20 protein-coding genes are annotated in these 20793 nt (G+C 68.8%); 12 read left to right on the top strand and 8 right to left on the bottom strand.

Annotated elements, in window-relative coordinates; all coding sequences use genetic code 11:
* The first annotated feature begins 595 nt into the window (after positions 1 to 595).
* The gene (locus AAW13_RS18660; RefSeq protein ID WP_046727597.1) at positions 596 to 2854 is read left to right on the top strand and encodes a transglycosylase domain-containing protein; all 2259 of its coding nucleotides are present in this window, start codon (positions 596 to 598) and stop codon (positions 2852 to 2854) included.
* A gap of 131 nt (positions 2855 to 2985) precedes the next feature.
* Entirely contained in the window at positions 2986 to 4485 is a 1500-nt protein-coding gene (locus tag AAW13_RS18655; RefSeq protein WP_046727596.1) for a glycosyltransferase family 87 protein, read from the top strand.
* A 92-nt stretch (positions 4486 to 4577) separates the two neighbouring features.
* Here the strand turns inward: AAW13_RS18655 and AAW13_RS18650 are convergent, their stop codons facing one another.
* From AAW13_RS18650 to AAW13_RS18640, 3 genes are all read right to left on the bottom strand, one after another.
* Entirely contained in the window at positions 4578 to 5609 is a 1032-nt protein-coding gene (locus AAW13_RS18650; protein WP_046727595.1) for an alanine racemase, read from the bottom strand.
* Between the two features lie 82 nt (positions 5610 to 5691).
* On the bottom strand, positions 5692 to 6813 hold the full coding sequence (gene femX, locus AAW13_RS18645; protein WP_046727594.1) for a peptidoglycan bridge formation glycyltransferase FemX: 1122 nt from the start codon (positions 6811 to 6813) through the stop codon (positions 5692 to 5694).
* Positions 6814 to 6977: 164 nt separating this feature from the next.
* A complete protein-coding gene (locus AAW13_RS18640; RefSeq protein WP_046727593.1) occupies positions 6978 to 7280 on the bottom strand; it encodes a hypothetical protein in 303 nt (100 codons plus the stop codon).
* A 264-nt stretch (positions 7281 to 7544) separates the two neighbouring features.
* Here AAW13_RS18640 and rpsF point away from each other — a divergent pair, with 264 nt between their 5' ends.
* The 4 genes from rpsF to rplI all read left to right on the top strand — a co-directional run bounded on the left by rpsF (position 7545) and on the right by rplI (position 9264).
* Positions 7545 to 7835 (top strand): 30S ribosomal protein S6, encoded by a 291-nt coding sequence (rpsF, locus tag AAW13_RS18635; RefSeq protein ID WP_005482942.1) that lies wholly within the window; start codon positions 7545 to 7547, stop codon positions 7833 to 7835.
* 74 nt (positions 7836 to 7909) lie between these two features.
* On the top strand, positions 7910 to 8503 hold the full coding sequence (locus tag AAW13_RS18630) for a single-stranded DNA-binding protein (protein WP_046727592.1): 594 nt from the start codon (positions 7910 to 7912) through the stop codon (positions 8501 to 8503).
* A gap of 59 nt (positions 8504 to 8562) precedes the next feature.
* Positions 8563 to 8799 carry a 30S ribosomal protein S18 gene (gene rpsR, locus AAW13_RS18625; protein WP_006381652.1) on the top strand — a complete coding sequence of 79 codons (237 nt, stop codon included), beginning with the start codon at positions 8563 to 8565 and terminating at the stop codon, positions 8797 to 8799.
* 18 nt (positions 8800 to 8817) lie between these two features.
* Positions 8818 to 9264, top strand: a complete 447-nt coding sequence (gene rplI, locus AAW13_RS18620; RefSeq protein ID WP_046727591.1) for a 50S ribosomal protein L9 — start codon at positions 8818 to 8820, stop codon at positions 9262 to 9264.
* A 137-nt stretch (positions 9265 to 9401) separates the two neighbouring features.
* On the opposite strand, the gene AAW13_RS18615 is transcribed toward rplI, so the two are convergent.
* Complete coding sequence (locus AAW13_RS18615; protein ID WP_046727590.1) at positions 9402 to 10739, bottom strand: MATE family efflux transporter; 1338 nt, start codon at positions 10737 to 10739, stop codon at positions 9402 to 9404.
* A 459-nt stretch (positions 10740 to 11198) separates the two neighbouring features.
* On the opposite strand from AAW13_RS18615, the gene dnaB reads away from it, so the two are divergent.
* The 3 genes from dnaB to AAW13_RS18600 all read left to right on the top strand — a co-directional run bounded on the left by dnaB (position 11199) and on the right by AAW13_RS18600 (position 14615).
* Positions 11199 to 12674 (top strand): replicative DNA helicase, encoded by a 1476-nt coding sequence (dnaB, locus tag AAW13_RS18610; RefSeq protein ID WP_046727589.1) that lies wholly within the window; start codon positions 11199 to 11201, stop codon positions 12672 to 12674.
* 53 nt (positions 12675 to 12727) lie between these two features.
* Positions 12728 to 13162 carry a VOC family protein gene (locus AAW13_RS18605; protein WP_046727588.1) on the top strand — a complete coding sequence of 145 codons (435 nt, stop codon included), beginning with the start codon at positions 12728 to 12730 and terminating at the stop codon, positions 13160 to 13162.
* Between the two features lie 67 nt (positions 13163 to 13229).
* Positions 13230 to 14615 carry a serine hydrolase domain-containing protein gene (locus tag AAW13_RS18600; RefSeq protein WP_046727587.1) on the top strand — a complete coding sequence of 462 codons (1386 nt, stop codon included), beginning with the start codon at positions 13230 to 13232 and terminating at the stop codon, positions 14613 to 14615.
* A gap of 82 nt (positions 14616 to 14697) precedes the next feature.
* Here the strand turns inward: AAW13_RS18600 and AAW13_RS18595 are convergent, their stop codons facing one another.
* A complete protein-coding gene (locus AAW13_RS18595; RefSeq protein ID WP_046727586.1) occupies positions 14698 to 15150 on the bottom strand; it encodes a GNAT family N-acetyltransferase in 453 nt (150 codons plus the stop codon).
* 9 nt (positions 15151 to 15159) lie between these two features.
* Complete coding sequence (locus tag AAW13_RS18590) at positions 15160 to 15618, bottom strand: MarR family winged helix-turn-helix transcriptional regulator (RefSeq protein WP_046727585.1); 459 nt, start codon at positions 15616 to 15618, stop codon at positions 15160 to 15162.
* A gap of 142 nt (positions 15619 to 15760) precedes the next feature.
* Here AAW13_RS18590 and AAW13_RS18585 point away from each other — a divergent pair, with 142 nt between their 5' ends.
* Both AAW13_RS18585 and AAW13_RS18580 read left to right on the top strand, forming a co-directional pair.
* The gene (locus AAW13_RS18585) at positions 15761 to 16969 is read left to right on the top strand and encodes an MFS transporter (RefSeq protein ID WP_046727584.1); all 1209 of its coding nucleotides are present in this window, start codon (positions 15761 to 15763) and stop codon (positions 16967 to 16969) included.
* Between the two features lie 104 nt (positions 16970 to 17073).
* Positions 17074 to 17493 carry a GlcG/HbpS family heme-binding protein gene (locus AAW13_RS18580; RefSeq protein WP_046727583.1) on the top strand — a complete coding sequence of 140 codons (420 nt, stop codon included), beginning with the start codon at positions 17074 to 17076 and terminating at the stop codon, positions 17491 to 17493.
* Between the two features lie 85 nt (positions 17494 to 17578).
* Here AAW13_RS18580 and AAW13_RS18575 read toward each other — a convergent pair whose 3' ends face one another.
* On the bottom strand, positions 17579 to 18445 hold the full coding sequence (locus AAW13_RS18575; protein WP_046727582.1) for a GNAT family N-acetyltransferase: 867 nt from the start codon (positions 18443 to 18445) through the stop codon (positions 17579 to 17581).
* A 560-nt stretch (positions 18446 to 19005) separates the two neighbouring features.
* On the opposite strand from AAW13_RS18575, the gene AAW13_RS18570 reads away from it, so the two are divergent.
* The gene (locus AAW13_RS18570; RefSeq protein WP_079178862.1) at positions 19006 to 20301 is read left to right on the top strand and encodes a globin domain-containing protein; all 1296 of its coding nucleotides are present in this window, start codon (positions 19006 to 19008) and stop codon (positions 20299 to 20301) included.
* A gap of 4 nt (positions 20302 to 20305) precedes the next feature.
* On the opposite strand, the gene AAW13_RS18565 is transcribed toward AAW13_RS18570, so the two are convergent.
* On the bottom strand, positions 20306 to 20788 hold the full coding sequence (locus AAW13_RS18565; RefSeq protein WP_046727581.1) for an NUDIX domain-containing protein: 483 nt from the start codon (positions 20786 to 20788) through the stop codon (positions 20306 to 20308).
* Positions 20789 to 20793 lie beyond the last annotated feature (5 nt).

Here is a 20793-nt window from a genome sequence, read left to right as displayed (position 1 = left end):
ACTTCGGGGCTCGGTGGGTTTTAGCGGTGCGTAGTCTGTGCGGCATGCAGACCACCGGGAACCAAGAGACGCCTGGGGGGCGTCGACGTCCCTGGTGCAGTACGGGTGAATGCAGGACCGACCACATCCGTACTTCGGGGGGACCGGAAACCAGCCGCCGTTTCCAGGCGCGCAAGGGTGCGCCTGCCCGAGGAGTAATCGTTCGATGAGCGAGCACCGTCGCAAACCGCCGCAGCCGCAGGGAGGCGGAGGCGGACGTGCCGCGGCCCGACGCGGTCAGTCCGCCCCGTCCTCCGGCCGCCGTGCGGCACCGCGAGGCGCCACCGGGTCTCCTTCCGACTCCTATGGGTCACCTTCCTATGGGTCGGACTCCCAGGGCCCGGGAGGTGAAGAGCGCCCCTACGGCAGTCGGGCCGAGGCCCGCCGGGCGGCGCAGAGAACCACAGGAGGCCGCCGCAGAGGGCCCGACAACGGAAGCTACGGTCCGGGTGGTCCTGCCGGGCCGGGGCGCGGCAGAGGCCGGCCGTCAACCGCGCCCGGCAAGAAGCGCCTCATCGACTACCCGAGGGCGAACAGGTTCGGCTGGCGCCGCTGGGTGCCTTCCTGGCGGCTCGTCTCCGGGCTGAGCCTGACCTTCCTGGGCAGTCTGGTCGCGCTGGTGGGTGTCGGCTACGCCATGGTGGGCGTGCCCGACGAGAACACCGCCGCGAAGTCCCAGAACAACGTCTACTACTGGGCCAACGGCCAGCAGATGGTCGCGACGGGCACCGGTGCGAACCGGCAGAACGTCACCATCGACCAGATCCCCAAGGCCATGCAGAACGCGGTGATCTCGGCCGAGAACAAGAGCTTCTACTCGGACTCGGGTGTCGACCCCATGGGCATCGCCCGTGCTCTGGTCAACATGGCCCGGGGTGGTCAGACGCAGGGTGGTTCGACGATCACCCAGCAGTTCGTGAAGAACACCTACCTCAGCCAGGACCAGACGGTCACCCGCAAGTTCAAGGAGATGTTCATCTCCATCAAGGTGGGCACGAAGCTCACCAAGCCCCAGATCCTTCAGGGCTACCTGAACACCTCGTACTTCGGCCGTGGCGCGTACGGCATCCAGGCCGCCGCCCAGACCTACTACGGCGTGGACGCGAAGGACCTCAAGCCGAGCCAGTGCGCGGTCCTGGCCGCGCTGCTCAAGGGTGCGACGTACTACGACCCGGCGGGCAACCCGGACATCGATCCCTCGGCCACCAAGGACGCCAACTACAAGCGCTCCCACGACCGCTGGGCCTGGATCCTCGAGGAGATGCACAAGGACCAGCACCTCACCGACGCCGAGTACCAGGAAGCCGTCAAGAAGTACCCGCTGCCCCAGGGTCGCAAGGCGATCAAGGGCATGACCGGCCAGATCAGCTACCTCGCCGACACGGCCAAGAAGTACGTCCTCGCGCACTCCAACATCACCGAGACGCAGTTCGACCAGGGCGGCTTCCAGATCTACACGACCTTCGACAAGGACAAGGTCAACGCGCTGAGCGCGGCCGTGCAGAAGATCCAGAAGGCGCGTCTGGACCCGAAGAACCGGGAGAAGGACAAGTACGTCCAGTTCGGTGCCGCCTCGGTGGTGCCCAAGGACGGTGCGATCGTCGCCCTGTACGGCGGCGCCGGCTACGAGAACAACCACTTCACGAACAACGCCGACACCTCCGGTGTCCCCGTGGGTTCGACGTGGAAGCCGTTCGTACTGGCGGCGGCCATGGAAGACGGGACGTACAAGACCGACGGTGTCGGGGTGTCGCCGCTGAGCAAGTACAACGGTGACGACAACCTCAAGGTGCGCAGGCCAGACGGTACGTACTACCTGAACAAGGACAACTCGATCTTCCGTCAGCGGAACGAGAGCGAGTACCCCTGGGGCTACATCACCCTGCGCAAGGCGATGGAGCAGTCGATCAACACCCCGTTCGTGCAGCTCGGCGTGGATGTCGGGATGACGAAGGTACGGGACATGGCCCAGGCGTCCGGGATCCTGCCGAACAGCATGTCGCAGAACCTGAACCCGTCGTTCGCCATCGGTACGTCCACCCCCAGTGCCATCCGCATGGCCGACGCGTACGCGACCTTCGCGGCCTCCGGTGAACACGTGGACCCGTACTCCGTGACCGCGGTCAAGCAGGACGGGCAGGAGCTGTCCGGCTTCAGCAAGCCCAAGCTGACCAGGGCGATGGACGAGAACGTGGCGAACAACGTCACGGACGTCCTCCAGAACGTCATCCAGAACGGTACGGGTACCAACGCCAAGGCCCTGGGCCGTACGGCGGCGGGCAAGACCGGTACCACCGACAGCAACAAGTCGGCCTGGTTCGTCGGCTACACCCAGCAGCTGGCGACGTCGGTGGCGATGTTCCGTGAGAACCCGAAGGACGCCGAGCTGCTCTCCATGAACGGGACCGCCGGCGTGGCGTCCATCCACGGTGGTGACATCCCGACCTCGGTGTGGACCGAGTACATGAAGGCCGCGCTGAAGGGCAAGAACGACCCCGGCTTCCCGGACGCCACCAAGATCGGTGAGATCTCGGACGAGCTGGGGATGCCTTCGCCGACGCCCAGCCCGAGCATCACGCCGAGCGAGACGCCGAGCGAGACGCCCAGCGCCACGCCCAGCGAGACGTTCACCTCGCCCTCGCCCACCGTGACCGAGACCTGCCGGTTCGCCTGGAACTGCTCGACCGACGGCGGTGACACCGGAAGCACCTCGGGGACCACCTCCTCACCGACAGCCACCGAGACGACCGGTGAGGGCAACACCAGAGGCAATGCCAACGGAGGAGGGAACCTCTTCGGCGGATCGAACGGCTAGCCGCGCGGACTGACCGGTTGGTGTCCTTTTCGCCCGCCGAAGTGTGTTTCACGTGAAACATGGGCCGCCGTACCCAGCGAGGTGCGGCGGCCCTCGGCGTATTCCTAGAGAGGTACGGCAGGATGGGCCCCATGCCCAGTGCAGAGACGACGCCCGCGGGCGTGCGTGAGCCGGAGCCCGTGCGGCCGACCAGGGAAGACGCGGTCGCCGCGGCCGGGAGTGAGCTGATCGGCGGCCCCATCGGCCGGCGTGCCCTGCTCGGGACGTCCTGGTGGACGCCCCTACGAGTCGTGGTCCTCGTCGCGATCGGCATGTTCGCCCTGGGCCTGGTCCAGAAGGCACCCTGCTACAACGGCGCCTGGTTCTTCGGCGCCAGTTCCCAGTACACCCACGCCTGCTACTCGGACATTCCGCACCTCTACCAGGGGCGCGGTTTCGCCGACGGTCTGGTGCCGTACTTCGACAAGCTGCCCGGTGACATGGACTACCTCGAATACCCGGTGCTGACCGGTGTGTTCATGGAGGTGGCCGCATGGCTCACGCCGGGCAGCGGCAGCATCCAGCTCCAGGAGCAGGTGTACTGGTTCGTCAACGCCGGGATGCTGATGATCTGCGCCGCCGTCATCGCGGTGTGCGTGGTGCGTACGCATCGCCGGCGCCCCTGGGACGGTCTGCTGGTCGCCCTGTCGCCCGCCTTCGCGCTGACCGCGACCATCAACTGGGACCTCCTGGCGGTTGCTCTGACGGCCGCGGCGATGCTGATGTGGTCCCGGAGCCGCCCCCTCGCCTTCGGCGTCCTCCTGGGCCTTGCCACGGCCGCCAAGCTGTATCCCGTGTTCCTGCTGGGGCCGCTGTTCCTGCTGTGCTGGCGCGCCGGCAAATGGCGGGAGTTCTTCATCGCGACGGGTGGCGCGGTCGTCTCCTGGTTCGTCGTGAACCTGCCGGTGATGATCTTCGCCTTCGACGGCTGGTCGAAGTTCTACACGTTCAGCCAGGAACGGGGCGTGGACTTCGGTTCGTTCTGGCTGATCTGGGCACAGAACACGACCAGCCCGCTCAGCACCGACTTCGTGAACAACGCGGCCATGGCCCTGGTGCTGCTCTGCTTCCTGGGCATCGCCGCCCTGGCCCTGACCGCACCGCGCCGGCCGCGGTTCGCCCAGCTGGCCTTCCTGGTGGTGGCGGCCTTCATCCTCACCAACAAGGTCTACTCCCCGCAGTACGTCCTGTGGCTGGTCCCGCTGGCCGTCCTCGCCCGGCCCAAGTGGCGGGACTTCCTGATCTGGCAGGCGTGCGAGGTGGCGTACTTCGTGGGGATCTGGATGTACCTCGCCTACACGACCAGCGGAGACGCCCACAAGGGGCTGCCGACCGACGGCTACCACTGGGCCATCGCCGTGCACCTGCTGGGCACGCTCTACCTGTGCGCCATGGTCGTGCGCGACATTCTCATGCCCGAGCGGGACGTGGTGCGCCGCGCCGGTGACGACGACCCCTCGGGCGGGGTGCTGGACGGGGCGGAGGACGTCTTCGTGCTCGGTGCGGCCGGCCGCACCGCCGCCCACGCGGCCCCCTTCGAGGGGCCCCAGGTGGAATGGGGAAGCCGATCCTCCGAGAGTGGTTCGCTCTGAGCGAACAGCCGGGGTCCACGGCATGAGAAGGGCCGTACACGGAGTCCCGTGTACGGCCCTTCCGGCGTCCGGTCGGTGTGCCTGAAACCGCGTCAGCGGTCCACGATGCGATCGAACTGGGTGGTGGTGTGCCGCAGATGGGCCACCAGCTCCTCGCCGACCTTCGGCTCCGGCGCGTCGGAGGGCACGAAGAGAATCGACACCTGCATGTGCGGCGGCTCCGCGAACCAGCGCTGCTTGCCGCCCCAGACGAACGGGGAAAGGTTCCGGTTCACGGTGGCGAGGCCGGCCCGTGCGACGCCCTTGGCGCGCGGCATGACGCCGTGCAGGGCCTTCGGCGCCTCCAGGCCCACCCCGTGCGACGTACCGCCCGCCACGACCACCAGGAAGCCGTCCGAGGCCGACTTCTGCTGGCGGTAGCCGAACCGGTCGCCCTTGGCGACGCGGGTGACGTCCAGGACCGCACCGCGGTACTCGGTGGCGTCGTGGTCCCCCAGCCACAGCCGCGTGCCGATCCGCGCCCGGAACCTGGTCTGCGGGAACTGCTGTTGCAGTCTGGCCAGTTCGTCGGCCTTGAGGTGGCTGACGAACATCGTGTGCAGCGGCAGCCGGGCCGCGCGCAGCCGGTCCATCCAGCCGATGACCTCCTCGACGGCGTCCGAGCCGTCGGTGCGGTCCAGCGGCAGATGGATGGCGAAGCCCTCCAGGCGGACGTTCTCTATGGCGGAGTGCAGCTGCGGCAGGTCCTGCTCGCTGATGCCGTGCCGCTTCATGGTGGACATCACCTCGATGACCACCCGGGCGCCCACCAGGCCGTACACGCCGTCGATCGACGAGACCGAGCGGATGACCCGGTCGGGCAGCGGCACCGGCTCCTCGCCGCGCCGGTACGGCGTCAGCACCAGCAGGTCCCCGCCGAACCAGTCCTTGATGCGGGCGGCCTCGTACGTCGTGCCCACGGCGAGGACGTCCGAGCCCAGCCGCGTGGCCTCCTCCGCCAGGCGTTCGTGCCCGAAGCCGTAGCCGTTGCCCTTGCAGACCGGGACCAGGCCCGGGAACTGCTCCTGCACGTGCTTGTGGTGCGCCCGCCAGCGCGCGGTGTCGACGTAGAGCGTGAGCGCCATGGCCGGACCTGGGACCTTTCTGGATGGCTGGGGTGCCAGAGGACTGCGTTGTGTCAGGGCTATAGAAGCACGGAGCGTGACGTCAGCGGCGCGACATGTAGATGTCGAGCGCCTTGTGGAGCAGCTTGTTGAGCGGGAAGTCCCACTCGCCCAGGTACTCGGCGGCCTGTCCGCCGGTGCCCACCTTGAACTGGATCAGACCGAAGAGGTGGTCCGTCTCGTCCAGCGAGTCCGAGATACCGCGCAGGTCGTAGACGGTGGCGCCGAGCGCGTAGGCGTCCCGCAGCATCCGCCACTGCATGGCGTTCGACGGCCGCACCTCACGGCCGATGTTGTCGGAGGCGCCGTAGGAGTACCAGACGTGCCCGCCGACGATCAGCATGGTCGCCGCGGACAGGTTCACCCCGTTGTGCCGGGCGAAGTAGAGCCGCATCCGGTTGGGGTCCTCGGTGTTCAGGGCCGTCCACATGCGCTGGAAGTACGACAGCGGGCGCGGCCGGAAGTGGTCGCGCACGGCCGTGATCTCGTACAGCCGCTGCCATTCCGCCAGGTCCTGGTAGCCGCCCTGGACGACCTCGACGCCGGCCTTCTCGGCCTTCTTGATGTTGCGCCGCCACAGCTGGTTGAAGTTCTTGTGGACCTCTTCCAGGGAGCGGTTCGCCAGGGGCACCTGGTAGACGTAGCGCGGCTGGACGTCGCCGAAGCCGGCGCCGCCGTCCTCACCCTGCTGCCAGCCCATCCGGCGGAGCTTGTCGGCCACCTCGAAGGCGCGCGGCTCGATGAAGTCGGCCTCGATGTCGCGCAGCCGCTTCACGTCCGGGTTCTGGATGCCGGCCTTGATGGAGTTGGCCTCCCAGCGCCGGATGATCACCGGCGGGCCCATCTTCACCGAGAACGCGCCCTGGTGCTTGAGGTGGGCCAGCATCGGCTGGATCCAGTCGTCCAGATTCGGCGCGAACCAGTTGATGACCGGACCTTCGGGCAGGTACGCCAGATAGCGCTTGATCTTGGGCAGCTGGCGGTACAGGACCAGACCGGCACCGACCATCTCACCGGTGCGCTCGTCGAACCAGCCGAGGTTCTCCGAACGCCACTCCGCCTTGACATCGGCCCAGGCCGGGACCTGCATGTGGCTAGCCGCAGGCAGGCTCTGGATGTACGCCAGATGCTGTTCGCGGCTGATGGTCCTCAGGGTCAGGCTCATGTCGGGGCGCTCCTCGGGCTGGTGTGTCCCCATGGGTACAGGGGCTCCGGCTCTCGCGCCGAAGCCTACTGCGCCTCGCCCGCGGCCTGACTGGGCGTACGGCACCAACGTCCCGGCCGTGCGCGGCCGGGACGTTCCGCTGTGGTGCGGGGGGTGCCGGAGGGCTAGCCGAACAGCCCGCCGTTCGCCATCCCGATGAAGAAGCCGATGCCCGAGGCACCGAGACCCAGGATCACACCGAAGCGCTCGCGTGTGGTGATCGAGACCCACTGCCCGTACAGGCCGGTGAAGATGCCGATCAGACCGGCCCAGGAGCTGAGCAGGTGGAGGCCGTGGAAGAAGCACGTGATGAAGGCGATCAGTCCGAGCACCAGGGTCACTGCCATCAGTGAGTCCTGGAGCGGATGGCTCTTGCCGTCCGTGGCGAACAGGGATCCGGCGGTGTTGGGTCGCAATGCCTGTGCCATAGGGCACCTCCTGCGGAAGGCGGCGCATCGTAGCGCCATACACACCCGATGTGTACAGATTGCGTGCCCGGGCGCCCGGATTTCAACCGGAAGCAGGTGTGCAGGTAGTCTGTACCGTCTGCACCGGTGTCTGCCCAGGCCGTGACAGGGGATCCCGCGGGAACCCCCCGATTGTCAGTGGCCGCCGATACCGTTGCGTACGCATCACAACCCTCCTGCCACGGAACGACCGTGGCCGCTGAGTCCAAAGGAGGTGGGTTCCACATGCGTCACTACGAGGTGATGGTCATCCTCGACCCCGATCTGGAGGAGCGCGCTGTCGCCCCCCTGATCGAGAACTTCCTCTCCGTCGTCCGTGAGGGCAACGGCAAGGTGGAGAAGGTCGACACCTGGGGCCGTCGTCGTCTCTCGTACGAGATCAAGAAGAAGCCTGAGGGCATCTACTCGGTCATCGACTTGCAGGCCGAGCCTGCGGTCGTGAAGGAGCTCGACCGCCAGATGAACCTGAACGAGTCGGTCCTCCGGACCAAGGTCCTCCGCCCCGAGACCCACTGAGCCTCCCGCTCAGCTGATCTCGGGATTCGAGTAGCAGCAAGCAGCCAGCAGCAAACCCGCCGAGAGGTTCCCCCATGGCAGGCGAGACCGTCATCACGGTCGTCGGCAATCTTGTCGACGACCCCGAGCTGCGCTTCACCCCGTCCGGTGCGGCGGTCGCGAAGTTCCGCGTCGCGTCCACTCCCCGCACCTTCGACCGCCAGACGAACGAGTGGAAGGACGGCGAGAGCCTCTTCCTCACCTGCTCGGTCTGGCGGCAGGCGGCGGAGAACGTCGCCGAGTCGCTCCAGCGAGGCATGCGCGTCATCGTGCAGGGCCGGCTGAAGCAGCGGTCCTACGAGGACCGTGAGGGTGTCAAGCGCACGGTCTACGAGCTGGACGTCGAGGAAGTCGGCGCCAGCCTGCGGAACGCCACGGCCAAGGTCACCAAGACCGCCGCCGGTGGCGGTGGCCGCGGTGGCCAGGGCGGTTACGGCGGCGGTGGCGGCCAGGGTGGCGGCGGCTGGGGCGGTGGCTCCGGCGGCGGCCAGCAGGGCGGCGCTCCCAACGACGACCCCTGGGCCTCCAGCGCTCCCGCAGGGGGCGGCAACCAGGGTGGCGGCGGCTGGGGCGGTGGCTCCGGCGGCGGCGGCGGTGGCGGCGGCTACTCGGACGAGCCCCCCTTCTAGGCCCTCGGGCCGAGGCGCGGGGCACACCCCAAACTTCTTGATCACACAGGAGAAACACCATGGCGAAGCCGCCTGTGCGCAAGCCTAAGAAGAAGGTCTGCGCTTTCTGCAAGGACAAGGTCCAGTACGTGGACTACAAGGACACGAACATGCTGCGGAAGTTCATTTCCGACCGCGGCAAGATCCGTGCCCGCCGCGTGACCGGCAACTGCACGCAGCACCAGCGTGACGTCGCCACGGCCGTCAAGAACAGCCGTGAGATGGCGCTGCTGCCCTACACCTCCACCGCGCGCTAAGGGAAGGGTGACCGAATAATGAAGATCATCCTTACCCATGAGGTCTCTGGCCTCGGTGCCGCCGGCGACGTCGTCGACGTCAAGGACGGCTACGCCCGCAACTACCTGATCCCGCGGAAGTTCGCGATCCGCTGGACCAAGGGTGGCGAGAAGGACGTCGAGCAGATCCGTCGTGCTCGCAAGATCCACGAGATCCAGACCATCGAGCAGGCCAACCAGGTGAAGGCCCAGCTCGAGGGCGTCAAGGTCCGTCTGGCCGTCCGTGCCGGCGACGCCGGTCGCCTCTTCGGTTCCGTCACCCAGGCCGACATCGCTTCGGCGATCAAGGCCGCCGGTGGCCCCGAGGTCGACAAGCGTCGCATCGAGGTCGCCTCGGCGATCAAGACGCTGGGCGCCCACGAGACGTCCGTCCGTCTGCACCCCGAGGTTGCCGCCAAGGTCAACATCGAGGTCGTCGCGGCCTGACGCTGCGCTCTGCTTGAGCAGTAGCTGGAAGGGGCCGCACCCGTCATGGGTGCGGCCCCTTTTGTTTCACGTGAAACGCGAGGTCTTGTGCTGTTTCACGTGAAACAGGCGATGAGGCGTGGCGCGAGGCGTGGCGCTCAGCGCGTCGCGCCCGTGACGATCCAGCGGCCTGAGCGTGCCCGAAGCCACAGGGTCGTCAGCCGTACGGCCATCATCAACGTCATGGTTGCCCAGAGGGCGGTGAGCCCACCGCCGAGAGCGGGGACCAAAAGCGCCACGGGGGTGAAGACGGCGAGGGTGACGACCATGGCCCCAGCGAGGTACGGACCGTCTCCGGCGCCCATCAGAACGCCGTCCAGGACGAAGACCACACCGGAGATCGGTTGTGAGAGCGCCACGATGAGGAGCGCGGGCAGCGCGGTCTCCTTGACCGTGGGATCGCTCGTGAAGAGCGGGAGGAACAGGGGGCGGGCGGCCACCACCAGCAGACCCAGCACCACACCGGCGGCGATGCCCCACTGGACCATGCGCCGGCAGGCTGCGCGGGCACCGGCGGCATCGTCCGCACCGAGGTAGCGGCCGATGATGGCCTGTCCGGCGATGGCGATCGCGTCCAGGGCGAAGGCCAGCAGGCTCCACAGGGACAACACGATCTGGTGGGCCGCGATGTCGGCGTCACCCAGTCGGGCCGCGACGGCTGTGGCGATCATCAGGATGGCCCGCAGCGAGAGCGTCCGGACGAGCAGGGGCAGACCGGCCTGCGCCGAGGCCCGGATGCCGGCGGCGTCGGGACGCAGAGAGGCCCCGTGCTTGCGGGCGCCGCGCACGACGACGGTCAGATAGACGGCTGCCATGGCGCACTGGGCGATGACTGTGCCCCAGGCGGAGCCGGCGATGCCCAGTCCGGCGCCGTAGACGAGCGCCGCGTTGAGTCCGGCGTTGGCGACGAAGCCCGCGACAGCGACGTACAGCGGGGTCCGGGTGTCCTGGAGACCGCGCAGGACACCGGTGGCGGCGAGCACGACCAGCATGGCCGGAATGCCGAGCGAGGAGATCCGCAGATAGGTGGTCGCGTAGGGAGCCGCGGTGGCCGAGGCGCCGAAGACGTCCACGATGCCGGGGGCGAGGGGCAGGACCAGGGCGATCACCGCGGCGCCGAGCAGCAGTGCCAGCCAGATGCCGTCCATGCCCTGGCGGATGGCGGCTGGGAGATCACCGGAGCCGACCCGGCGGGCGACCGCGGCCGTGGTGGCGTAGGCCAGGAAGACGAAGACGCTCACCGCGGTGGTGAGGAGGGCTGAGGCGACCCCGAGGCCGGCGAGCTGTGCGGTGCCGAGATGGCCGACGATCGCGCTGTCCGCCATCACGAAAAGCGGCTCGGCGACGAGGGCGCCGAAGGCCGGGACGGCGAGGGCGACGATCTCTCGGTCGTGCTGCCGACGGGTGGCCTGGGGGATCGCGGGAGCCTGTGGCATGGACGCTAATCTAATCGTCCACAGGTAAGAGATGCAATCGAGTACTGACCCTTACTGACAGTTGTGTGCGCCACGCTTTCGCGCGCTGTTCGAGGCGATCTTGGTCCGACTGGGAAAGTTTTTCTTCTGCACAGCCGGTGGACGGGAAATCAGCAGGTCAGAGCAGGTCGCTCGAAAGGATCGAGGGCTTGTTCACAGGGCTGTCCACCGCATCGTGCACAGGTTTTGGGGAGTTCTCCACAGCATACGGGCGGTCGTCCACATGGCCTGTGGATAACCAGATTGGCTGACGGTGCCCACGGGCCTAACGTGGTCCGGCACCCGCTCCTTGTCACGGCCCCGGAAACCTCACGAAACCGACGTGGTCAGAACCGGAATGGGGCGACCTAGTTGTCAGTGCCGTGCCGTAGAAAAGAGGGCATGGCGAGGTCCGCCGGGCGGACGGGAGGAGGTGGCTCGGTGAGCATTTCCGAGCCCTTGGACGATCCGTGGGCCGACGCCGGTCCCAGTGATCGTCTGCCCGCCTCCCGCCGACGCGGCGAGGGCGGCCGCGGCCGGGACGACCGGCACGACCGGGGCCGGGACAGCGGCGACTGGGAGGGCTCGGGCGCCACCTTCGAGCGGATCCCTCCGCAGGACCTGGACGCCGAACAGTCCGTGCTCGGCGGCATGCTGCTCTCCAAGGACGCCATCGCCGACGTCGTCGAGATCCTCAAGGGCCACGACTTCTACAAGCCCGCACACGAGACGATCTACCAGGCGATCCTCGACGTCTACGCCAAGGGCGAGCCGGCCGACCCCATCACCATCGCGGCCGAGCTCACCAAGCGCGGCGAGATCAACAAGGTCGGCGGCGCCTCGTACCTGCACACCCTCGTCCAGACGGTGCCGACGGCGGCGAACGCCGAGTACTACGCGGAGATCGTCCACGAACGGGCGGTGCTGCGCCGCCTGGTCGAGGCCGGTACGCGCATCACGCAGATGGGATACGCGGCCGACGGCGACATCGACGAGATCGTCAACAGCGCCCAGGCCGAGATCTACGCCGTCACCGAGCAGCGGACCAGCGAGGACTACCTGCCGCTCGGCGACATCATGGAGGGCGCGCTCGACGAGATCGAGGCGATCGGCTCCCGCACCGGCGAGATGACCGGTGTGCCCACCGGCTTCACGGACCTGGACTCGCTCACCAACGGCCTGCACCCGGGACAGATGATCGTCATCGCCGCCCGTCCCGCGATGGGCAAGTCCACCCTCGCGCTGGACTTCGCGAGGGCCGCGTCGATCAAGAACAACCTGCCCAGCGTCATCTTCTCCCTCGAGATGGGCCGCAACGAGATCGCGATGCGCCTGCTGTCCGCCGAGGCCCGGGTGGCCCTGCACCACATGCGCTCCGGCACCATGACCGACGACGACTGGACCCGGCTCGCCCGCCGGATGCCGGATGTCTCCGCCGCGCCGCTGTACATCGACGACTCGCCGAACCTGTCGATGATGGAGATCCGCGCCAAGTGCCGTCGGCTCAAGCAGCGCAACGACATCAAGCTCGTGATCATCGACTACCTCCAGCTGATGCAGTCCGGCGGCAAGCGCTCCGAGAGCCGTCAGCAGGAGGTCTCGGACATGTCCCGTAACCTCAAGCTGCTGGCGAAGGAGCTGGAGGTCCCGGTGATCGCGCTCTCCCAGCTGAACCGTGGTCCCGAGCAGCGCACGGACAAGAAGCCGATGGTGTCCGACCTGCGTGAGTCCGGCTCCATCGAGCAGGACGCCGACATGGTCATCCTGCTGCACCGCGAGGACGCCTACGAGAAGGAGTCACCGCGCGCCGGCGAGGCGGACATCATCGTCGGCAAGCACCGCAACGGCCCGACCGCGACCATCACCGTGGCCTTCCAGGGCCACTACTCCCGCTTCGTGGACATGGCACAGACCTGATCGATGCCGGTAGGTTCGCTGCTCCCGTGTCCTTTTCCGATCATGGTGGGCTGATGGCATCGATCAAGCAGGTCCAAGTCACCTTCGACTGTGCCGAACCGGAGCGTGTGGCCCGGTTCTGGTGCGAGGTGCTGGGGTACGTCGTACCGCCACCGCCGGAAGGGTTCGCCGACTGGGACGACTACGACCGCACGCTGCCGCCGGAGCGTCAGGGTGCGGCGTTCGCCTGTGCCGACCCGTCGGGTGTCGGCCCGCGCCTGTTCTTCCAGCGCGTTCCCGAGGGGAAGGTCGTCAAGAACCGGGTCCATCTCGACGTGCGGGTGGCCACCGGGCTCGTGGGTGAGGAGCGCCTCGCCGTACTCGAGGCCGAGTGCGCGCGACTGGTCGCCCTCGGCGCCACATGCGAACGGCTGCTCGTCGCCGACGAGTACAACGAGTCGTGCATCGTGATGCAGGACGTCGAGGGCAACGAGTTCTGTCTCGACTGAGGGGCCGACGGGTCCGTGCCGGTGAAATGAACTCGACGCCGGTCCGTGCACCGGGTGGACTGGGCGCATGACGACATTCCAGGAAGAGCTGCTCCCCGCCACGCGGCGGGCGCTGCTGCATCGGATCGCCGTGGCCCAGGCCGACGGCAGGGCCCCGTCGCTGGTGGCCGCGGTCGTGCGAGGCGGCCGGGCCGTCTGGCACGGGGCGCGCACCTCGGTGGACGGGCACGGACCCGACGAGAACGTGCAGTACCGGATCGGCTCCATCACCAAGACGTTCACGGCCGTCCTGGTGCTCCGGCTGCGTGACGAAGGGCTGCTGGACCTCGGTGACCCGCTGGAGAAGCACCTGCCGGGCACCGGGGCGGGGGAGGCGACGATCGCCGAACTCCTGGCGCACACGGCCGGGTTGGCGGCCGAGTCACCGGCGCCCTGGTGGGAGCGGACCCCGGGCTCGCTGCGGCCGGAACTGAGCGACGTCCTCGGCGAGCAGCCCTTCCTGCATCCCGTCGGGCGCCGGCACCACTACTCCAACCCCGGCTATACCCTGCTCGGCGCGCTGGTCGAGGAACTCCGCGGTGCCCCCTGGGAGGAGGTCCTACGGCGGGAGGTGCTCGAACCCCTGGGCCTCGACCGCACGAGCGGAGAGCCGCAGGCGCCGCACGCGGGTGGCTGGGCGGTGCATCCCTGGGCCGACGTCCTGCTCCCGGAGCCGCTGGAGGACCTTGGCCGGATGGCGCCCGCGGGACAACTCTGGTCGACCACCGGAGACCTGGCCCGCTTCGCCGTCTTCCTGGTGGCCGGCGACGACCGGGTGCTGAGCGCCGAGTCCCTGCGTGAGATGCGGACTCCGGCGGCGCCCGCCGAGCCCGCCGACGTCCTGGACGGCAGCACCTACGGTCTCGGCCTCCAGATCCAGCGCCGTGACGGCAGGCTGCTCGTCGGGCACGGCGGCTCGCTGCCCGGCTTCCTGGCCAGCCTCACCATCAGCGTGGACGACGACGTGGCGGCCGTGGTGCTGACGAACTGCACCTCCGGCCCGCTGACGTCCACCGTCGGTGCCGACCTCGTCCGTATCGTCGCGGAGGCCGAGCCGCGCATCCCCGAGCCCTGGCGGCCACTGAGTCAAGTCGATCCGGCGGTGCTGGAGTTGGCGGGGCAGTGGTACTGGGGCACACACTCCTTCGTGCTGCGGGTGGCGGCCGACGGCCTGGTCTCGCTGGGCCCCCTCTCGGGCGCCGGCCGGCGGGCCCGTTTCCGGGCCAACGGCGACGGCACCTGGACCGGCCTGGAGGGTTACTACGCCGGAGAGCTTCTACGGCCCCTGCGGCGGCCGGACGGCACGCTCGACCACCTGGACCTCGGATCGTTCGTGTTCACGCGTCAGCCGTACGACGAGACGTCTTCCGTGCCCGGCGGAGTGGACCCGGAGGGGTGGCGGGGAATCGGCTAGCCGAGAACGGATCGGGGTGGTGTTTCACGTGAAACACCACCCCGATCCGTTCTCCGCGACACCGTCCGTGCCTCTGTGGCGCTCAGATCTCCAGCTTGAAGCCCACGTGTGACGCGGTGAAGCCGAGCCGTTCGTAGAAACGGTGGGCGTCGGTGCGTGAACTGTCCGACGTCAACTGCACCAACCGGCAGCCCTGACGGCGGGATTCCTCGATCGCCCACTCGATGAAACGGCTGCCCAGTCCGCTGCCGCGTTCGTCGGCGTGGATCCGTACCCCCTCGATGACCGAGCGGGTGGCGCCGCGCCGTGACAGGCCGGGGATGATCGTGAGCTGAAGTGTGCCGACGACGCGGCTCTCGCGTACGGCGACGACCACATGCTGGTTGGGGTCGGCACTGAGGCGCTCCAGTGCGCTCAGGTAGGGCGCGAGGTCGTCGGGCGACTCCCGCGCGGCGCCGAGCGGGTCGTCGGCGAGCATGCCGACAACGGCCGGGAGGTCGTCGGCTTCTGCGGCGCGTATCTCAAGATCACCCATGGTCGCAGCCTATGCGGACGCGCTCAGCGACTCCACGACCTGGACCAGGGGAGCCAGCTCCGGGTTCCTCGCTGCCGCGTCGAGGGCTTCGCGCAGCGCTGTGTCATTGGTGGGGCGGGCCTCTTCGAGCAGGCGCAGCCCGGCTTCGGTGACATTGGTGTAGATGCCCCGCCGGTCGGTCGGGCAGAGGTAGCGCTCGAGGAGGCCGCGGTCCTCCAGCCGGGTCACCAGCCGGGTGGTCGCGCTCTGACTGAGTACGACCGCGTCGGCGACCTGCTTCATCTGGAGATGTCCCCCCTCGTCGTCGTGCTGCCGGCTGAGGACGTCGAGCAGGGAGTACTCGCGCACGCTCAGGTCGTGGTTCGCCTGAAGAGCGCGTTCGATGTGGGCCTCGATCCTCCCGTGCAGCAAGGAGAGGGCGCACCAGCCCTGGGCGAGGGCTGTCAGTGCGGGGTCCGTGGCAGTCATGGGGCTTTTCCTCCGTCCCGGAGCGGGTGAACCCAGGATAGAGCAGGTTCGCAATATCCCTCTGTTGCGCATAACCAGCGTCTGCAACTATTGTGGACGCACGTTAAGCGCACCTGCAATCGTCTGGGAAGGTTCTACCCCCATGCCTCTCGCGCTTCTGGCCCTCGCGATCGGGGCCTTCGGAATCGGAACGACCGAGTTCGTGATCATGGGCCTGCTGCCTGAGGTCGCGGGCGACTTCGGGGTCTCCATCCCCACCGCCGGGCTCCTGGTGACCGGCTATGCCCTCGGTGTGGTGATCGGCGCCCCGCTGATGACCGTCCTCGGCACCAAGGTCCCGCGCAAGCGGATGCTGATGCTGCTGATGGGCCTGTTCATCGCCGGCAACCTGCTGTCCGCCGTGGCCCCCGTCTTCGCCGTCATGCTGATCGGCCGCGTGGTCGCCTCCCTCGCCCACGGCGCGTTCTTCGGCATCGGCTCGGTGGTGGCTGCCGAACTGGTCGCCCCGAGCAAGAAGGCGGGTGCCATCGCGATGATGTTCACCGGCCTGACCGTGGCCAACGTGATCGGCGTCCCCCTCGGCACCCTCGTGGGTCAGCACGTCGGCTGGCGCGTCACGTTCGCGGTCGTCGCCGCTCTCGGTGTCGTCGGTCTGACCGGAATCGCCAAGCTGGTTCCCGAACTGCCCAAGTCGGCGGGCGTGCACCTGCGGCACGAACTGGCCGCCTTCAAGAACGCCCAGGTTCTGCTCGCCATGGCGATGACCGTGCTCGGTTTCGGCGGTGTCTTCGCGGCCATCACCTACATCGCCCCGATGATGACCCGTGTCGCCGGCTTCGCGGACGGATCCGTCACCTGGCTGCTGGTCCTCTTCGGCCTCGGCATGGTCGGTGGCAACCTCGTGGGCGGCAGGTTCGCCGACCGCGCCCTGATGCCCATGCTGTACGTGTCCCTGGGCGCCCTCGCCGTCGTCCTCGCCCTCTTCACGCTCACCGCGCACAACAAGATCGCGGCCGCCGTGACCGTGGCCCTGATCGGTGCCCTCGGCTTCGCCACCGTGCCGCCGCTCCAGAAGCGCGTCCTCGACCAGGCACACGGTGCCCCCACCCTGGCCTCGGCCGTGAACATCGGCGCCTTCAACCTCGGCAACGCACTCTCCGCCTGGCTCGGCGGCATCGTCATCGCCGCCGGCTACGGCTACACCTCCCCGAACTGGGTCGGCGCCGCCCTCGCCGCGGCCGCCCTCGTCCTCGCCTTCCTGTCGGCCGCGCTGGAGCGCCGCGGGACCTCCCCGGCCGCCGTGACCGCCGACGGCGCACCCGTCCGGCAGCACGAGCCGGCCCACCACTGACTCCCGGTCCGGCACTGACTCCCGGTCCGCCACTGAGTCCCGGTCCGGCACCGCACGCGACTCACTCCGTGCCACCTCAGCGACACCCCTAGGAGAACCACCTCATGAGCACCACCACCGTCACCCCGCTCACCATCGAGGACGCCGAGCTGCTGATCGCCGAGGCCCGGCGTGCCGCCGAGGCCGCCGGTGTCACCGTCAGCGTCACCGTCCTGGACGCCGGAGGGCATCTGCTGGCCTTCCGGCGGGACGACCGCGCGGTACTGATCTCCGGCGAGACCAGCACCCGCAAGGCGTACACCGCGCTTCAGCTGAACACCGCGACCGCCGACCTCGTCGACGCCGTTCAGCCCGGCGGCCTCTTCCACACCCTGCCGACGGCACTCGACCGGCCGCTGCTCTTCATCGCGGGCGGTGTCCCGGTCCAGCGCGACGGCAGGCTGGTCGGCGCGATCGGCGTCGGCGGCGGTGCTCCCGACCAGGACCACGGCTTCGCCACCACCGCCGTGAAGGCACTGGCCTGACGGCACGCACCGGCCGGACGGCAGCACCGCTCAGCACAGAACGCCGGCTCCCCGGGGAGCCGGCGTTCGCTGTTCGGGGAAGCGCTCAGCCGGCCGCCACCGTCAGCGGCGCGAACCGCCGTGTCCAGTCGCCCGGCAGCTCCGTGATGCCGTACGTCATGACGGCGTTCATGGCGACGGAGGCCAGCCCGCGCTCCTTCGCCCACGCCAGCAGCTCTTCGTGCCGCACGTCGACATCGGTTCGCAGCCGCCGGTCGCTGTGCGCGGCGAGCGAGGTGATGAGGGACTTCGCCGTCTCCGTGTCACGCGCGATCAGGGGTCCGACGACATGGGTGTCCATGTTCGGCCAGGCGGCCGCGTAGCCCACGATCCGGCCGCCGTCCACGGCCACGCGCAGCTGATCCGAGAACGCGGGCAGCCGTGTGACGAGCGGGGTGCGGTCGGTGCCGAACACCTCCGCGTCCAGCCGGAGGACGGCGCTCAGATCCTCGGCCGTGGCCGCCCGGGTCGCCACCCGGGGGTCCGGTCCGCCGGGAGTGAAGCGTCCGGCCAGCATCTCCGAGCGTCCCGTGGTCTTGAACCCCAGCTCCTCGTAGAGCGGACGGCCGTACGGGGTCGCGTACAGGGTCAGGGGTGTCGTCCCCATCACCGAGAGGACGTGCCGCATCAGGCGGCGCCCGATGCCCTGACGAGCATGCCGTTCGGCGACCAGGACCATGCCGATCGCCCCCAGGTCCGGGCGCTCTCCCGGGCCGTACTCGGTGACGACGCAGGCGGCGACCAGGCCGCCACCGGGGTCGTCGACGCCGTATCCCTGCCCGGCCGTCAGCAGGAGACGCCACTTGTGTTCCTCGCGCGGCCACCCCCGATCCTCGGACAGGTCCGCGCAGGCGGTGAGATCCCGTGGCGTCAGTCGGCGAATGGGCAGAGCGGTGACGGAAGGAGTTGGCACGCAGGTCAGGCTTGCCGACCGGCACCCCCCGCGTCCACCTGTTTCAAGGGAGACGCACGCGCTTTTGGTCACGCCGTAGCCCCGAGCACAGTCCCCGGACAGCTACCGGTTGTTTCACGTGAAACGTCCGGAACGTCTGGGCCGAGATCAGGAACACGGCGGACTACTGTGCGGACCGGTCTCGCGACGTACTCCTGTACGGGCCGGGATCTGTGGGATGCCTATGAATCGGCCTGCGCAGAAAGGAAGTTGAGGAAAGCCGTGGTACGCCCGTTGCGCGATTGGCGGGGGATGCCAGGGGTACTTGTGCGCCGGGCGGTGGCCGGTAGTGTCGAGTCCGGTCCGTGGTGGCGATCAGGTGTTCCACCGGGATCAAATGCGGCTCATGTCACACTCTCGCCTTACTTGTCCGTAGACGCGCGGATCGCGGGTTCAATGGGGCCCTGTCGGCCTCGGGCCTGACCAGGAGGGGCCGGCCGCCGGCCGTCGACGGGGGAACGCAAGCACCTTCCGAGTGAGGTGCGCAGACCGACCGCAAGATGTTCGAGGCGAGGCACACCATGGACGCTCCGACCACCACGTCGACGGGCGACGACGGGGCAGGCGGAGGCGGCTGGTTCACACCGCCCCACGGCAGCCCTCCGGGCGAACCCTCCGCCGGGCCGCCGGTCGTGGCGCCGGATGACATGCGGGAGGCACCCGGACACCACGTCCCGCCGCAGCGCGGCGCACCGCCGCGGTACGACGCCTCTCCGGACGCGGTCCGCGTGCGCGCCACCATGGCGGAGATACGCCCGATCGCGGACAAGGTCACCTCGTACTTCTACGCGCTGCTCTTCGTCCGCCATCCCGAGTTGCGTTCGCTCTTTCCGGCCGCCATGGACACTCAGCGGGACCGGCTGCTGAAGGCGCTGCTCACGGCCGCCGAGCACATCGACAACCCGCCCGTCCTGGCCGAGTACCTCCGGAACCTGGGCCGCGGGCATCGCAAGTACGGCACCCGCGCCGAGCACTACCCGGCCGTCGGCGAGTGCCTCATCGGCGCGCTGAGCAGGTACGCATCGGCCGCCTGGGACTCCGACACGGAGGCGGCCTGGGTACGGACGTACACGACGATGTCCCAGATGATGATCGACGCCGCGGCCACGGACGAGCTGCGGGCACCGGCCTGGTGGCACGCACAGGTCGTCACACACGAGCTCAGGACCGCGGACGTCGCGGTGCTCACGCTCCGCCCGGACCAGCCGTACCCCTTCCTCGCCGGACAGTACGCAGGCATGGAGACTCCCTGGTGGCCGCGGGTCTGGCGGCACTACTCCTTCGCCTCCGCGCCCCGCCCGGACGGCCTGCTCACGTTCCATGTGAAGGCCGTCCCGGCGGGCTGGGTCTCCAACGCCCTGGTGCACCGCGCCCGCCCCGGTGACGTGGTCCGCCTCGGGCCGCCCGCCGGCTCGATGACCGTCGACCACACGAAGGACCACGGACTCCTCTGCCTGGGTGGCGGTACCGGCATCGCACCCATCAGGGCGCTGGTCGAGGACGTCGCCGAACGCGGCTCCCACCGCCCGGTCGAGGTGTTCTACGGCGCCCGGACCGACCAGGACCTGTACGACATCGACACCCTGCTCAGGCTCCAGCAGAGCCACCCCTGGCTCGCGGTGCACGCGGTCGTCGACCAGCAGGCGCGCGTCCAACTGCCCGACGCCCTACGCGGGCACGGCCCGTGGCACGGGTACGACGCCTATGTCTCGGGCCCGCCCGGCATGATCCGCAACGGTGTCCACGCCCTCCGGGAGGCCGGCGTCCCCGCCCACCGGATACGGCACGACTCGGTCGAGGAACTGGTTGTCCACTGAGCCGTCACCCCAGGTCGGGGGCGTGCATGGCCCGGACACCCTCGATGTTGCCGTCCAGGTAGTGCCGCAGTGACAGCGGTACGAGGTGCACGGAGGCGATCCCGACCCGGGTGAAGGGGACCCGGACGATCTCGTACTCGCCCGCGGGCTCCTCGATCTCGGGGCCGTGCCGCAGCGCGGGGTCCATGGACTCCAGCCGGCAGACGAAGAAGTGCTGCACCTTCACACCGGTCGCGCTGCCGCTGTCGCCTATGTGTTCCACGGTGTCCACGAAGCACGGGACGACGTCAGTGATCTTGGCGCCGAGCTCCTCGTCCACCTCGCGGTGCAGGGCGTCGACGACGGTGCTGTCCTCCGGTTCGACCCCGCCACCGGGAGTGACCCAGTAGGGATCGACACCGGGCTTGGTGCGCTTGATCAGAATCAGGTCATCGCCGTCGAGGAGAACGGCACGAGCGGTGCGCTTGACCACGGGTCGGACGGTCATGGGAG

The organism is Streptomyces humi, from assembly GCF_001005085.2.
Taxonomy (GTDB): domain Bacteria; phylum Actinomycetota; class Actinomycetes; order Streptomycetales; family Streptomycetaceae; genus Streptomyces; species Streptomyces humi.
The sequence above is the reverse complement of the archived record's forward strand: the minus strand, read 5'-3'. Positions and strand labels throughout refer to the sequence as shown.

What these genes read in the sequence shown, in the direction of transcription:
- AAW13_RS18655 (WP_046727596.1), top strand. Translation starts at nt 2,986, where the DNA reads ATGCCCAGTGCAGAGACGACGCCCGCGGGCGTGCGTGAGCCGGAGCCC.
- AAW13_RS18650 (WP_046727595.1), bottom strand. Translation starts at nt 5,609, where the DNA reads ATGGCGCTCACGCTCTACGTCGACACCGCGCGCTGGCGGGCGCACCAC.
- femX (WP_046727594.1), bottom strand. Translation starts at nt 6,813, where the DNA reads ATGAGCCTGACCCTGAGGACCATCAGCCGCGAACAGCATCTGGCGTAC.
- AAW13_RS18640 (WP_046727593.1), bottom strand. Translation starts at nt 7,280, where the DNA reads ATGGCACAGGCATTGCGACCCAACACCGCCGGATCCCTGTTCGCCACG.
- rpsF (WP_005482942.1), top strand. Translation starts at nt 7,545, where the DNA reads ATGCGTCACTACGAGGTGATGGTCATCCTCGACCCCGATCTGGAGGAG.
- AAW13_RS18630 (WP_046727592.1), top strand. Translation starts at nt 7,910, where the DNA reads ATGGCAGGCGAGACCGTCATCACGGTCGTCGGCAATCTTGTCGACGAC.
- rpsR (WP_006381652.1), top strand. Translation starts at nt 8,563, where the DNA reads ATGGCGAAGCCGCCTGTGCGCAAGCCTAAGAAGAAGGTCTGCGCTTTC.
- rplI (WP_046727591.1), top strand. Translation starts at nt 8,818, where the DNA reads ATGAAGATCATCCTTACCCATGAGGTCTCTGGCCTCGGTGCCGCCGGC.
- AAW13_RS18615 (WP_046727590.1), bottom strand. Translation starts at nt 10,739, where the DNA reads ATGCCACAGGCTCCCGCGATCCCCCAGGCCACCCGTCGGCAGCACGAC.
- AAW13_RS18605 (WP_046727588.1), top strand. Translation starts at nt 12,728, where the DNA reads ATGGCATCGATCAAGCAGGTCCAAGTCACCTTCGACTGTGCCGAACCG.
- AAW13_RS18600 (WP_046727587.1), top strand. Translation starts at nt 13,230, where the DNA reads ATGACGACATTCCAGGAAGAGCTGCTCCCCGCCACGCGGCGGGCGCTG.
- AAW13_RS18595 (WP_046727586.1), bottom strand. Translation starts at nt 15,150, where the DNA reads ATGGGTGATCTTGAGATACGCGCCGCAGAAGCCGACGACCTCCCGGCC.
- AAW13_RS18590 (WP_046727585.1), bottom strand. Translation starts at nt 15,618, where the DNA reads ATGACTGCCACGGACCCCGCACTGACAGCCCTCGCCCAGGGCTGGTGC.
- AAW13_RS18585 (WP_046727584.1), top strand. Translation starts at nt 15,761, where the DNA reads ATGCCTCTCGCGCTTCTGGCCCTCGCGATCGGGGCCTTCGGAATCGGA.
- AAW13_RS18580 (WP_046727583.1), top strand. Translation starts at nt 17,074, where the DNA reads ATGAGCACCACCACCGTCACCCCGCTCACCATCGAGGACGCCGAGCTG.
- AAW13_RS18570 (WP_079178862.1), top strand. Translation starts at nt 19,006, where the DNA reads ATGGACGCTCCGACCACCACGTCGACGGGCGACGACGGGGCAGGCGGA.
- AAW13_RS18565 (WP_046727581.1), bottom strand. Translation starts at nt 20,788, where the DNA reads ATGACCGTCCGACCCGTGGTCAAGCGCACCGCTCGTGCCGTTCTCCTC.